General features: G+C 70.0%; 10 protein-coding genes. 9 read left to right on the forward strand and 1 reads right to left on the reverse strand.

Annotation, left to right across the window (positions count from 1 at the left end; all coding sequences use genetic code 11):
* Nucleotides 1–83: 83 nt before the first annotated feature.
* Nucleotides 84–2,159 carry an RICIN domain-containing protein gene (locus AC07DC_RS15145; protein ID WP_478914835.1) on the reverse strand — a complete coding sequence of 692 codons (2,076 nt, stop codon included), beginning with the start codon at nt 2,157–2,159 and terminating at the stop codon, nt 84–86.
* A gap of 607 nt (nt 2,160–2,766) precedes the next feature.
* Here AC07DC_RS15145 and AC07DC_RS15150 point away from each other — a divergent pair.
* From AC07DC_RS15150 to AC07DC_RS15190, 9 genes are all read left to right on the forward strand, one after another.
* Nucleotides 2,767–4,212, forward strand: coding sequence for a PucR family transcriptional regulator (locus AC07DC_RS15150; RefSeq protein ID WP_478914836.1), 1,446 nt, complete (start codon nt 2,767–2,769; stop codon nt 4,210–4,212).
* A gap of 261 nt (nt 4,213–4,473) precedes the next feature.
* On the forward strand, nt 4,474–5,445 hold the full coding sequence (locus AC07DC_RS15155; RefSeq protein ID WP_478914837.1) for a 3-oxoacyl-[acyl-carrier-protein] synthase III C-terminal domain-containing protein: 972 nt from the start codon (nt 4,474–4,476) through the stop codon (nt 5,443–5,445).
* Between the two features lie 112 nt (nt 5,446–5,557).
* Nucleotides 5,558–6,505, forward strand: a complete 948-nt coding sequence (locus AC07DC_RS15160; RefSeq protein ID WP_478914838.1) for a diiron oxygenase — start codon at nt 5,558–5,560, stop codon at nt 6,503–6,505.
* Nucleotides 6,495–6,755: a hypothetical protein gene (locus tag AC07DC_RS15165; RefSeq protein ID WP_478914839.1), complete on the forward strand. Its 261-nt coding sequence runs from the start codon at nt 6,495–6,497 to the stop codon at nt 6,753–6,755. Before AC07DC_RS15160 ends, AC07DC_RS15165 begins: the two co-directional genes overlap by 11 nt.
* Nucleotides 6,752–7,687, forward strand: coding sequence for a class-II aminoacyl-tRNA synthetase family protein (locus tag AC07DC_RS15170; protein ID WP_478914840.1), 936 nt, complete (start codon nt 6,752–6,754; stop codon nt 7,685–7,687). The genes AC07DC_RS15165 and AC07DC_RS15170 overlap by 4 nt, the downstream gene beginning before the upstream one ends.
* Complete coding sequence (locus AC07DC_RS15175) at nt 7,684–8,787, forward strand: SDR family oxidoreductase (RefSeq protein ID WP_478914841.1); 1,104 nt, start codon at nt 7,684–7,686, stop codon at nt 8,785–8,787. The genes AC07DC_RS15170 and AC07DC_RS15175 overlap by 4 nt, the downstream gene beginning before the upstream one ends.
* Nucleotides 8,784–9,380, forward strand: a complete 597-nt coding sequence (locus AC07DC_RS15180) for a ferritin-like domain-containing protein (RefSeq protein ID WP_478914842.1) — start codon at nt 8,784–8,786, stop codon at nt 9,378–9,380. Before AC07DC_RS15175 ends, AC07DC_RS15180 begins: the two co-directional genes overlap by 4 nt.
* Nucleotides 9,377–10,267, forward strand: a complete 891-nt coding sequence (locus tag AC07DC_RS15185) for a 4'-phosphopantetheinyl transferase superfamily protein (protein ID WP_478914843.1) — start codon at nt 9,377–9,379, stop codon at nt 10,265–10,267. Before AC07DC_RS15180 ends, AC07DC_RS15185 begins: the two co-directional genes overlap by 4 nt.
* Before the next feature lie 128 nt (nt 10,268–10,395).
* Nucleotides 10,396–12,714, forward strand: coding sequence for an MMPL family transporter (locus tag AC07DC_RS15190; RefSeq protein WP_478914844.1), 2,319 nt, complete (start codon nt 10,396–10,398; stop codon nt 12,712–12,714).
* Nucleotides 12,715–12,735 lie beyond the last annotated feature (21 nt).

Genomic DNA, 12,735 nt, shown 5'->3' on the forward strand with positions numbered 1-12,735 from the left:
CCCGTCGGCGCATGTGGGGTTGGACGTCCTACGCCCGGGTGGTGGCGCGGAGCGTCACCGGGGCCGAGCGGCGGACGGCCGGGTCAGGACGTGGACTGCTGGAACGTCCAGCGCTGCCAGCCCTGGTTGCCGGGCTGCTGGAGTTCCAGCAACGCCCCGCCGTAGTAGTCGCGGTTGCTCACGCCGAGGACGAGCTGGGAGCCCTTGGCCCCGAGCGTGTAGCCGGTGGCGTTGGCAGTGATCTTCCACGCCTGCGCGGTGGCAGCGCTGCACGGCTGCTGGGCGATCCACTGGCCCGCGACCGGCTTCCCGCCGAGCTGCAGGCACTTGCCGGACACCACGGACTTGACCCGGACGTAGCCGCCGCCGACGTTCTCGAACAGCCACTGCTGGTTGGTGTAACCGTGCCGCTGGTAGCCGATGAGCACCGCGCCATTGGCTCGGGAGGCGCCGTACACGTCGGCGGCCTGTCCGGTGAAGCTGTTGAGCATCAGGTAGCGCTTGCCGGGCTCGACCGGGCCGGCCGTGCCGCTGGCCGGCTGGGTGCGGAACGCCGCCTGACGACCGGGTGCGGAGACCTTGCCGTTCGCGCCATGTACGGCGACGGCGACCTTGTACTGCGTGCCGGGCCGCAGGCTGACGACGCGCACGGTGGTGGCCTTGACGGTGCCGATGGCCTTCTGGTCCAGCAGCAGGTCGTACCCGGTGGCGGCGTTGACCGGCTTCCAGGTGAGCACCGCGGAGTTCTGGGTCACCTGGCTCACGACGACATCAGGACCGGTCGTCGGGTTCGGGTTCGGCGTCGTCGACGTCGGGTTCGGTGTCGGGCCGGTCGTCGACGTGGGGGAGGGGGTGGGGGTGGGCGACGGATTGGGGTTGGGGTTGGTGCCGCCGTTGCTGAGCAGGAACTGGTTGTTGGCGATGTTCCAGTGCGTCGTCAGGTAGCTGCCCGGCTGCGGGTTGGTGTTGAAGTAGTCGTCGTGATTGCAGTCCAGCCGGTCGTCACTGGCGCGGTTCGGGCAGTGGATCTGCATCTGCGGGTAGTACGGCGTGTCCGAGTAGCACATGATGTCCCACTCGTCCACGCAGTGGCCGCCACGGCTGGTGTGCGGGGCACTGTTGTTGACCGCGCCGAGGTTGTGGCCCAGTTCGTGGGCGGGCGTCGAGCCTCCCCAGCAGCCGGAGTCCGTCCGGCCGTAAGAGGGGCCGAAGTTGCTGGAGTTCTCCGGGCCGGGACGCTCGTCGCCCGCGAAGCTGCCGATGCCGCAGTAGACATTGGAGTCGGCGAAGATCATGTACTTGCGGTCGCGGCGGTTCAGACCCTGGGCCGCCAGCGCCTGGTTGGTGGCGCTGAAGTCCTGCATCGCGGAAGCCGGCACTTCGAGGTTGAGTACCGCGACGGTGCAGTCGGATTCGGTGACGTAGCGGATGTGACGCACACCGCCGGTCTCCGTCGCGCTCGCGTTGTAGATGACGTCGGAGTCGTGCGCCCACTTCTTGAACGAGGGCAGGTACTCGGCGAACCGGTTCGCGCCGGGGCCGTGCGCGTAGACGACCTGGACGCGGTTGCCGGTCGATCCGTCACCGTCGCAGACCACGGCAGACGCCGCGTCCTGCGCCGCGGTGCTCTGGGCGGTGGAGCCGGTGGAGCCCGTCGAGGCGGGCGGCGCCGAGGCGATGGCCTTGCCGGGGTGGGCGGCGTCCAGCGTCGCCGGCACGTCCGAGAGCAACTCGGCGCCGCCCGGGGCCTTGCCGCCGCCGGCCTTGGGTATGGAGGACACCGCGGCCGCCTTGACGGCAGGAGGCGTGTCCTTGGTGATGTCCACGCCCTTGGGCGGCGAGTCGGGGCCGTGCGTGCACTGCTTGACGCCCTCGACCTCGAAGCCGCCGACACATGAGCTGTCCTCGGGAGCGGCGTCCAGGCCCTTGTAGACCATGCCCTTGCCCGGTTCGTCCCGCGGAACGGATTCCAGTGCCTGCGGGGATGCGGAGTCCACCTGCTGGGTGTTGGCGCCGCCGATGCCGCCCGTGGTGGCGAGTGCGGTGACCCCACCGGCGACCAGCGTGGCGGACGCCAACGCGATCGCGAGGACCGTTCGTCTCTTGGCCGCCGAGCGGCGCCGGTGAGCGCCTCGATCGTTGAGCTGCAACAAGTTCATCCCATCCTCGGGTCTGGACTGCGTTGCGGCGGGACACTGCCACATCGAACACCCGTCCCTCGACACGGATTTCGTTGTCGTGCGACGGACAAAAGCTGCCAATGGGCCACCGGCGGGCCGAACTGACGCCCGGTCATGGGCGCGGACCGTTTGCCGCACCCCGGGTATTGCAGTGACATTGCACTAGAGGTCTAGACCTCTGAAAATCGAACCCCCGCGCCAGAATCTTCACAGCAGCATGAGCTTGGCTTTAGGAATCCTTATGCTTCGCCGAAACCGCGACCGCGCGCACCGCCCCGCCCGGCGCGGCTGATTCGATACCGTTCGGTAACTTCGTTGTACCAGAGGGTGATAAACATGCTGCGAGACTGCTCGAGCATCAGGGGGTGGGAACCGCCCGGCTGGCTGCCACACAGGCTCGAGTTGCTGTTGCGTGTCCGTACGGAGCGGCCAGCGGCCCGGTGATCCCGGTCGCCACTGGTGGACATGGCCGTCCAGCCGTGGTGGGCGCGAGGCACGTGCGCGAAAGCGCCGTCGCCGTCCGCTGGAACGATCGGAAGGGGCATCGATGTCCACCAGGGGTACCGCGGGCGTGGGGAATCAGCACATGGGTCACAGGCCATATCCCAAGCTGCCGGGCACGGCCGTGCCGGAGAGGGCCGCCTCCCCGGAGCGCCATATGCCAGGAGCGCCGCCGGGCCGGGATCGCGACGAACGGGTGGAGGAGTTACCGGGCCGTGCGCATCCGGCAGTCGACGCGGATCCCGCGTCCGCCCAGGTCGTCGGCGAGAGCGGCCGCCAGGGGGAGATGGTGGCGGTCCCGTGGTCGCACGATGAGCACGGCGGCCCCACCCCGGTGGTGCGCGGACTCGCCGAACGGCTGCTGAGACAGCTCCCACACCTCGTGGAAGAGCTCATGGATCTGACGGTCGGCCGGGGGGTACGGCACCTGGACGTCGTACCGGGAGCCGAGATACGCCGCTCCCTCCACGAGAACGTTCTCGGGTTCCTGCGGATCCTGGCGGGGAAGCCGCCCGCCAACAGTGACCCGTTGGCCGTGCCGATGGCGTGGGGACGCTACCGCGCCCAGGAGGGGGTGTCGGTGGAGTCCCTGCTCCGCGTCCACCGGCTGGCCACCCAACTGCTGTGGGAGAAGCTGTTCGACGAGGCCCGGGCCCTGTCCCCGGAGGTGCTGCAGCGACTCCTCGACGAGAGCGGGCCCGTGTGGGAGGCGCTCGACAGCTACTCGCAGGCCTTCGTCGAGGGACACCGCGTGGCGGAAGCGGACGCCCAACGCCGCAGCACCGAACGGCGCGAGACGCTGATCGACGCGCTGATCGAGGGACGGGGCGTCGAGCCGGTGGTCGCGGCCGAGGCGCAGGTGACACTCGGCCTACCGGCGCGTGGCCGGTTCGTCGTGATCGCCGTGGCCGATGAAGGGGCCCCGGGGCCGAGCGCGGAGCATGACGGCGGCGGGGACGGGAGCGGGATGCCGCGAGCACTGCGTCATGCCCTGCCTCCCCACGCGGTGATGGCGGTCTGGCGCCGGCGGACCGACCGGCACATCGGAGTGCTGGAACTGGGCAGCACCTCACTGGGGCGACTGGTCGAGGGACTTTCGGCCGGTGTGGGCCGGCGCGTGGGAATCTCCTGCGAGGTCGACAGCCTCGCCGACATCGCCACCGCCTACCACTGCGCCGAGACCGCCCTGCAGACGCTGCCCCCGGCCACGGAGGGAGTCGCGGCTTTCGACGACCACCTGCTGGAAGCCCTCGTGGTGACCAGCCCGCACGTCGCCCAGCGGCTGGCCCACCACACCTTCGGGCGGCTGCTCGACTGCCCGCAGGACGAGCGGGACCTGCTGCTCGCGACGCTGGACGCCTGGTTCCGCGGTGGCTGCTCGGCCGCCAGGGCAGCGGATGAGCTGCACTGCCATCGCAACACCGTGCTCAACCGCCTGCGCCGCATCGAGTCGCTCACCGGCAGCATGCTCGATGACGACCGGCACCAACTCGCCTGCCGGATGGCCCTTGTGGCGGTGCGCTGCCCCTGACCGTGCTGACCTGGTGCGTTGTGCTCGGTGCACAGCCTGGTCGCGGCAATCCGCAGCAGACGACCATCGACTCAGGCGCCGCCGCGGGGGACCCTGGATGCGGGGGAACACGCACACGTGGCCGGCTTCACCGCCGGTTCATGGCCCGGCTTCCAGATGAGCGGCCGACCCTCTCGGGCCGACGGTCCCGTCTGCAAAGAAGCAGTCGGAGAGGACCGCGGCGCGGCCCATGGTCCCCGATTGCGTGCTGGGAGAAATGCTGTGACAGATGTATTCGTCGACTCGTTCGTCCATGCACTGGGTGAACGGAAAGCACATGTCAGCGAGACAGGCGCCGCCGGTCGCCTGATCTCCACCTCGCAGGACCTGGAGTCGGCCGGCTTCCGCTGGCACCACGTCTGCGAGCCCACGACCGGCGCATACGACCTGGCCAAGAACGTCACGGCGCAACTCGCCGACTCCGGCCGGCTGGGCGACGTCGACGCGATCGTCTACGCGACCTGCCTGCCCGGCAACGGCAACGCCGGGGATACGGCCGAATGGGAGCGCAGCCGGGATGTGAAGCACCTCATGGACTTCCCAGCCGGCCGGCTGCAGGCCGACTTCGGACTCGCGAAGGCCGTCGTCATCGGACTCAACCAGCAGGCGTGCACAGCGATGCTGGGCTCCCTGCGGCTGGCCGGGGCGATGCTCCACGCGGAGAAGGACTGGGAGCGGGTGCTGTGCGTGACGGCCGACCGCTTCCCGGAGGGTGCGCGGTACGAGCAGGCCTACAACCTGATCTCGGACGGCGCGGCCGCCTGTGTCGTCAGCCGGACGCCCGCCGCGTTCCGCCTGGTGACAGCACATCAGATCACCAACGGCGGCCTCGGACAGGCAGGTGACGACGAGACGGTCGGCATGTACTTCGCGTACACCCACCGTCTGGTGCGCGAGACCCTGGACCGGGCCGGGATGACGGCCGCGGACCTCGACTGGGTCGTCACCCAGAACACCAACGACAAGGCATGGCAGATCCTGGCTCGGCTGCTGGGCGTGGACGCAGGGAAGGTCTTCTTCTCGTCCATGCGCGACGTGGGGCACGTCATCTCCGCCGACAACGTGATCAACCTCGCGGAACTGATCGCTTCCGGCCAGGTACGGCCCGGTCAGTATGTCGCGCTCGTGATGGCCGGATTCGGGCTGAACTGGCAGTGCGTGATTCTGCAGGCCACCGAGTCCTCCACGGCGTGAGCCGGACGGGCGCCGCGGCCGGAGCGGCCGGGAGGCGGCGGGTGATTCCGCCCCGACACCCCGTCACCGGTACGCCCATGCACCGACAGGAAACGTCAGATGAGGATCGTGTGTGAGTAGTCCATCGAAGGCCCCGAACACCCCGACCCCGAATACCCCGAATGCCCCGAAGGCCCAGCTGGCAGAGGCGATCGCCTCGCTCGGCGACACAGTGAGCAGGCTCAGCCGCCTCTCGAAGCGCTCCTACCAGAACCCCTACACCACGCTGGAGCAGTGGCCGCCGGAGGTCCGCCGCGAGGAGGAGTGGTTCACCTCCCCCGAGTACGTGAGCCTGTACGGCACTCCGTTGTGGGAGACGCTCGGCGAGCCCGCCAGGCGGCGGCTGTCCTTTCACGAGGCCGTCAACTTCTACAGTCTCAACATCCACGGCGAAAAGGGCCTGATGCAGGGCCTGGCGCAGCGGCTGTACCGCAAGGACCTGCTGGACGTGTCGGAGTACCTGCATCACTTCCTCGACGAGGAGAACAAGCACAGCATCTACTTCGGCGGCTTCTGCACCCGGTACGCGAAGGTGTACCGGAGCCGTCAACTCCCGGTGCAGGAGACCCGTCCGCAGAGCGTCGAGGACTTCCTCTTCTTCACCAAGACCATGATCTTCGAGGAGATCGTGGACCGCTACAACTGGGTGCAGGCCCGGGACACCCGGCTGCACCCCGTGGTGCGTTTCATCAACGACAACCACCACTTCGAGGAATCGCGGCACCTGGTCTTCGGCCGCCAGCTGGTAACGGCCCTGTGGGAGGCCTGCGTTCCGTCCTGGGACGACGCCACGGTCACGGACCTGCGCCGCCAGCTGGAGCAGTTCTTCGTCGTCAGCTGGCGCGAGTACTACAACCCCGACGTGTACGCCGACGCGGGGCTCGACGATCCCTGGGAGGTCGCCGAAGAGGCATGGTCCGCTCCGGGCCAGCGCGCCCACCGCCGCGAGGTGTCGACGAAGGTCATGTCCTTCCTCACCGCCGCGGGAATTCTCGACAAGGAGCCGGCCGATGCGTTCTGACCAGGAGATCCGGGACCTGCTGCGTTCCTGGGTCCTGACCAAGGCCCCCGACCTGTCCGCCGACGCGTTCACCGACCGGACGCCCCTGTTCGAGGAGCGGCACCTCCGGTCCGTGCACCTGCCCGAACTCCTCCTGCTCCTGGAACGGTTGCGCGCCGAACCGATCGAGGTGGAGGACCTGCGGCCCGGGGACTTCCGTGACATCCACACCATGGTGGACCGGTTCGGCGGCTCGGGGGTGACGCTGTGACGCCCGCCGAGGCGAGCGGAGCCGGCCCCGACCGGCTCGCCGCTCTGCACCGCATCGGCCTTTCCTGGCAGCCGTCCGGGCAGGCGGCCCTGCGCGGCCCGCTGTTGCGGCTCGCCGAGGACTGCGACCGGGCCTTCCTGCGGCTCGCCTCCCTCTGGGACGCGGAAGAGGAGCGGCACCCCGCGTCGCTGCCCGCCGAACGGCTGCAGCAGGCCGGCTACCTCCGCTCCTTCCCGCACCAGGCGGCCTTTGTGGCCCGGCTGAGCCCGGAGGAGCCGAATGTCGACGCGTTCCTCGACGGCCCCGTGACGGACGAGGACGGCCGCGTCGTGCTGTCCGGGCTCTCCCCGGTCACCGAGGTGCTGACCCCGGCGGCCTGCTATCACCTCTACAGCGGCCACCAGGACGAGGATCTCGACCGGCCGATGTACCTGACGACCCGCAACACCTGCTTTCGCCAGGAGACACACCACGTACCCCTGCGGCGGCTGAGCAGCTTCACGATGCGGGAGATCGTCTGCCTCGGCACCGCCGCCGAGACCGTGGCCTTCCTCGACGAGGCCCGGTCGGCCCTCGATCTCTTCTTCGAGCTGCTCGACCTGGACCTGGAGTGGCTCGCGGCCACCGACCCGTTCTTCCGCCCCGAGGAGAACCCGCGCCACCTGCTGCAGCGCGTCCAGCCGGTGAAGCACGAGGCGACGTACGGCGGTGACCTGGCCATCGCCTCGGTCAACCGTCACCACGACCACTTCGGGACGAGTTTCGGCCTGTCCCGCGACGGCCGGGCCGCCGATAGCTGCTGCGTGGCCTTCGGCATCGAGCGCTGGCTGTTCGCGATCAGCGACCGGCACGGCCTCGACCCGGCTTCCTGGCCCGTCCTGGAGGACGCCGCGACGACGGTCCGGGCGAAGCTGCGGGGAGGCACGGCGTGAGGGGAACCACCGTCATCACCGGCGCGGACGGATACCTGGGACGCCGGCTGGCCGCCGCTCTGCTCGACGCAGGGGACGACGACCTGATCCTGGCCGTCCGTGCCGCCTCCGAAGCCGAACTCGGCGGGAAACGGGAGCGGCTGGCCCGGGAACTGGGACCGGGCGCCGACGGCCGGACCCGGTGCGTGGCGGCGGACGTGCGCCACGACGGCCTGCTGGCCGAGGTCGATCCCGGCGTGGTCACGCGCATCGTGCACGCGGCGGCCGTCACCCGTTTCAACGTCGAGCGGGACGTCGCCGACGGCGTCAACGTGGCGGGCACCGTTCGGCTGCGGGCCTTCGCCGCCCGGTGCGAGCACCTTCAGCGGTTCACCCTGCTGTCCACGCTGTACGCCGCCGGCAGCCGTCAGGGCGACATCGCGGAGGAGCGGCTCGAACCAGCCGGCTTCGCCAACCACTACGAGTGGTCGAAGTGGGCGGCCGAGGAGCAACTCCTGGGAGCGTCCGGGGAGATGCCGGTCTCCGTACTGCGGCTGCCCACGATCGTCGCCGACGACGACAGTGGGCACGTCACCCAGTACAACGTCTTCCACAACACCCTCAAGCTCTTCCACTACGGGCTGCTCTCGCTGCTGCCGGGGGACGAGAAGACGCCGTTGTCTCTCGCGACCGCGGCCTTCACCGTCGCGGCGGTCACCCGCCTGCTCGATCCCGCGGTCGCCGAAGGTGTGTACCACGTCTGCCCCGATCCGGCGCAGACGCCGACCCTCGGCGAGCTGGTCGACACCGCCTTCACCGTCTTCGAACGCGACGCGGGCTTCCGCCGGCGCGGCCTGCTCCGGCCCGTCACCTGCGACCGGGAGAGCTTCGAGCATCTGTTGCACGCCGCCACCGGGCTACGTGCCGGGCCGATGCACCAGTCGCTCGCGTCGGTCTCTCCCTTCGCCGCACAGCTGTACCTGCCGAAGACGTTCCGCAACGAAGCGCTGCGCGCGGCCTGGCCCGACTACGCGGCCCCCGACCCTCACGCGCTGACCGAGGCCACCTGCACCCGGCTGGTCGCCTCGCGGTGGGGCCGCCTGCCCGAGGAGGCATCGTGACCCTTTCCGAGAACGACCTGTGGCTGCTCAGCTTCTACCGGTCCTCCGAGATCAACGGCGCCCTGTTCTTCGGCCGGGTCGCCCGCACCCTGCGCGGCGGCCCGCTCCAGGCGAACGTGACCCACCACTTCGCCGACGAGGCCAACCACGCGAAGTACTGGACCCGTTGCATCGAGGACCTCGGTCACCCGGCGACGAAGCTGCCCGGCGGCTACCAGGACCAGTACCTGGAGGCAGTGGGCCTGCCCGCCAATCTCATGGAGGTCATGGCGATCACCCAGGTCTTCGAGAAGCGGGTGATCACGCAGTACCGGCGCCACCTGCGGGCCGGGGACACGCATCCGCGGGTCAGGCAGACCATCGAGACGATCATGGAGGACGAACGCTGGCACGTGAAGTACGTCAGGGACGCCCTGGAGGAGATGGCAGCCCGGTACGGCCAGGAGTACATCGACTCCACCCTGGCCCGCTTCACCGCGGCCGATGAAGAGGTCTACGCGAAGACCCTCGCGGAGTACGGCGAACGCATCACGTTCCTCGGCGGCCCCGATCTGCCCTTCGAGGACCTGCCCTTCGAGGAGGACACGCCGTGACCGGCCCAGCCGCGCCCCCGGCCGGAGGCAGGACGAAGGTGCTTGCCGTATGGACCCGGCGGCCGCTGCACCCCACGTCGCTGACCGGACGGGAGAGCGCGCGGTTCGCCGCGCTCACCGGCCGGGTGCAGCGGCAGCAGTGGCTGATCTCCCGGCATGCCCTGCGGACACTGCTCGGCATTCTGGGGCTGCCCGCCGACACGACCGCGTACGCCTTCCCGCACCGCCGGCTGTCGCTCTCCCACATCCGGGGAGCAGCCGTGGCCGCGGGCCTGGCCGTCCCCGCCGGGGACGTGGCGGGCCTCGGCGTCGATCTCGAAACGGCCCGCGAGGCGCGCGCGGGGACCGCTCGCTTCTTCCTCGACGACCGCGAACGCCGCTGGCTCGACAGCGTCCCCGAACGCGCCCGCGCGGCGGAGCACGTACGGCTGTGGACGGTCAAGGAGGCGTTGTACAAGGCAGATCCCGACAACCGCCACACCGTCCTGCGTGACTACACCACCGACGACCCGGCGGCCGGATCCGGCCGTGCCCGGCGCCGGCAGCCGCACGACACCGTCTTCGGTTACACCGCCGGCCTGTTCGGCAGTGCCCGGCTCTCCGTGGCCGCGGCTTTCGACCGCCCACCGATCACCCCCGTAAGGACCGCCACCGTGCCCTCCGTCACCTTCGACGACGTCGCCCACCGCATCAGCGCGACGCTCTCCGTTCCCGTCGACACCCTCACGCCCGAGACCAACCTGCGGGATCTCGCCGCCGACAGCTTCCTTCTCGTCGAGATGGCCGTCGACCTGCAGGAGGAGTTCGACGCGATGTTCACCCAGGCCGATCTGCGGGAGGTGACCACCCTGGGGCAGTTGGCGGGGCTCGTGGGCGCGCAGCCCTGACCCGGAGCCGCTTCTCCCGCCCCGGGCGACCGCCCGGCCGGCGCGGAGGCGGCCCCGCAGAACCCCGTCCCGCGAGCCCGTGCCACCGTCCGAACCCTCCTGGCCCACCCGACCCACCGGAGTGCGCAATGTCGCAGCGTCTGAGCCAAGCCCTCCACCGGTTCCGCGGACCCTTACTGGCCCTCTGGCTGGTGGCGCTCGTCGCGGCCGCCGTCGCGGCTCTGCCGCTGGCCGACCGGCTGAGCGGCGGCGGCTGGTACGTGCCCGGATCCGACTCGCTGCGGGCGGTGCAGTCGATGCGGTCGGGATTCGTCGACCGCGGCGCCAGCAACCTCACGCTGGTGGTCACGGACGAACGGAACGTCGCCGGGAGCCCGGAGTTCGACCGCCGGATGAGCCGGGTCATGCGCGAGGTCACCGCCGACAAGCGGCTTCAGACGTCGGGAAGTTACGGCTGGCTCACCCTGTCCGGCGACTCCCGCAACGCATTCGTGGGCAAGGACCACCGGACCGCTATCACCATGGTCGGGCTGGCACTGGACGACGGGACGGCCCGTCGAGTCCTGCCCGACGTGCAGAAGGAGCTCGACCACCGCTACGCGCCCCAGGGGCTACGGGTGTCGATGGTCAGCGCCGGAACGTTCTGGGGCGAGATCAACAAGCTGAGCGCGGAAGGCCTGCAGAAGGCCGAACTCATCACGTTCCCGCTGGTGCTGCTCATCCTGCTGCTGCTCTATCGCGGGGTGGTCGCGGCGGTGGTCTCGTTCGTGGTCTCGGTGACCGCGATCGTCCTCACCTTCGGAGTAATGTCCGTACTGGCCGGGCAGTACGAGCTGTCGATCTTCGTCCAGAACGCGGCGACCATGATCGGCCTCGGTGTCAGCGTCGACTACTCGCTCTTCATCATCTCCCGCTATGTCGACGAGCTGACCGCCGGACGCGACCGCACCACGGCACTGGCGATCGCGCTGCGCACCAGCGGTAGAACCGTCCTCTTCTCCGGGCTGATCGTTGTCCTCGCCATGTCCAGCCTCTTCCTGGTGGACCTCAACGTCATACGCTCCATCGCGTTGGGCATCGTCGTCGTGGTCGCCTTCGCCACCCTGGCGAGCGTCGTGGTCCTGCCCGTCGTGCTCCACCTGATCGGCGACCGCATCCTGTGGGGACGCCTGCCCGTGCGGCGCCGGACGCAAGGGGATCACCGCCGGACGCTGGGGGAACCAGGACACCGCTGGGGGAGTGTGGCGCGCCAGATCATGCGCCGTCCCGTGCTGTTCCTGACGCTGGCGAGCGCCGCGCTGCTGGCGCTGGCCGTGCCCTCTCTCGACCTGCACACCTTCACCCCCGACGCGCGCATCGCGCCCTCCTCGTCCCCGGTGCGCCAGGGCTTCGAAGCCGTGCGCGAGCAGTTCGGGCCGGGCACGGCCTCCCCCCACCAGGTCGTCATCACCTCGCGGACCGCACTGTCCGCGGCGCCCGACGCCGGAAAGGTCGCCGCCCTACGGGACGACCTCGTCCGGCTGCCCCACGTCACCGCGGTCCGCTCCCCGCTGGACGTCCTGCGCACGGTCAGCCCCGAACGTCCGCTGGCGGGACTGGCCGCGGCCACGTTCTCGCGGTTGCCCGCGGACGCCCGCGGCACCGTCGACCACTACGTCTCCGCCGACCGCCGCACGATCGTGCTGGAGGTCATCGGGGACGACTACGCCTCCGCCGACCGGTCGCGTGCGTTGCTGGCGTCCATCCGCTCGGCCGCGGACGCGATGGACGCCCCCGGCCTGCACGCCGTGGTCGGCGGCGAGACCGCCGAAGGCACGGACGCCAACACGGCGATCGGCGACGCCCTGCCCGAAGTGGTCGCCGTGATGCTGGCCGTTCTCTACCTGATGCTGCTGGTCACCTTCCGGTCCCTGCTGCTCCCGATCAAGGCCATCGCGATCAACCTGCTGTCGCTCGGCGCGACCTACGGTGTGCTGGTCCTGGTCTTCCAACGCGGTCTGGGAGCGGCCGTCTTCGGCTTCGACCGGTCCGACCACCTCCAGAACTTCGTCCCGATCCTGCTGCTGGCGATCCTGTTCAGCCTCAGCACCGACTACGAGGTGTTCCTGCTCCGCCGCATCCGTGAGGAGCACGACGCCGGCGCGGACAACACGAGCGCCGTCGCCACCGGAATGGCCCGCACCGCACCTCTCATATCCGGGGCCGCGCTGCTGATGGTCGCGGTGTTCGGCGCCTTCGCGCTGACCGGCATCATGCCGATCCAGCAGCTCGGCCTCGGCCTCGCGCTGGCCATCGCCCTGGACGCCACCGTCATCCGGCTCATCGTGGTGCCCGCCGCCATGCGGCTGATGGGCAGCTGGAACTGGTGGCTGCCGGGCCGGCGCCGGACCGCGGCCATCCCGTCCGAAAGAGCCTCGGAACCCTCCGAGCCATCGGGCCGTGTGTGAGCCCGGACAGCACCGCTGTCG

The sequence above is a fragment of the Streptomyces sp. NPDC045021 genome, assembly GCF_056432645.1.

Bases quoted from the DNA above. Each gene is read 5' to 3' on its own strand.
- AC07DC_RS15145 (WP_478914835.1), bottom strand. From the start codon at position 2,159: ATGAACTTGTTGCAGCTCAACGATCGAGGCGCTCACCGGCGCCGCTCG.
- AC07DC_RS15190 (WP_478914844.1), top strand. From the start codon at position 10,396: ATGTCGCAGCGTCTGAGCCAAGCCCTCCACCGGTTCCGCGGACCCTTA.
- AC07DC_RS15150 (WP_478914836.1), top strand. From the start codon at position 2,767: ATGGGTCACAGGCCATATCCCAAGCTGCCGGGCACGGCCGTGCCGGAG.
- AC07DC_RS15165 (WP_478914839.1), top strand. From the start codon at position 6,495: ATGCGTTCTGACCAGGAGATCCGGGACCTGCTGCGTTCCTGGGTCCTG.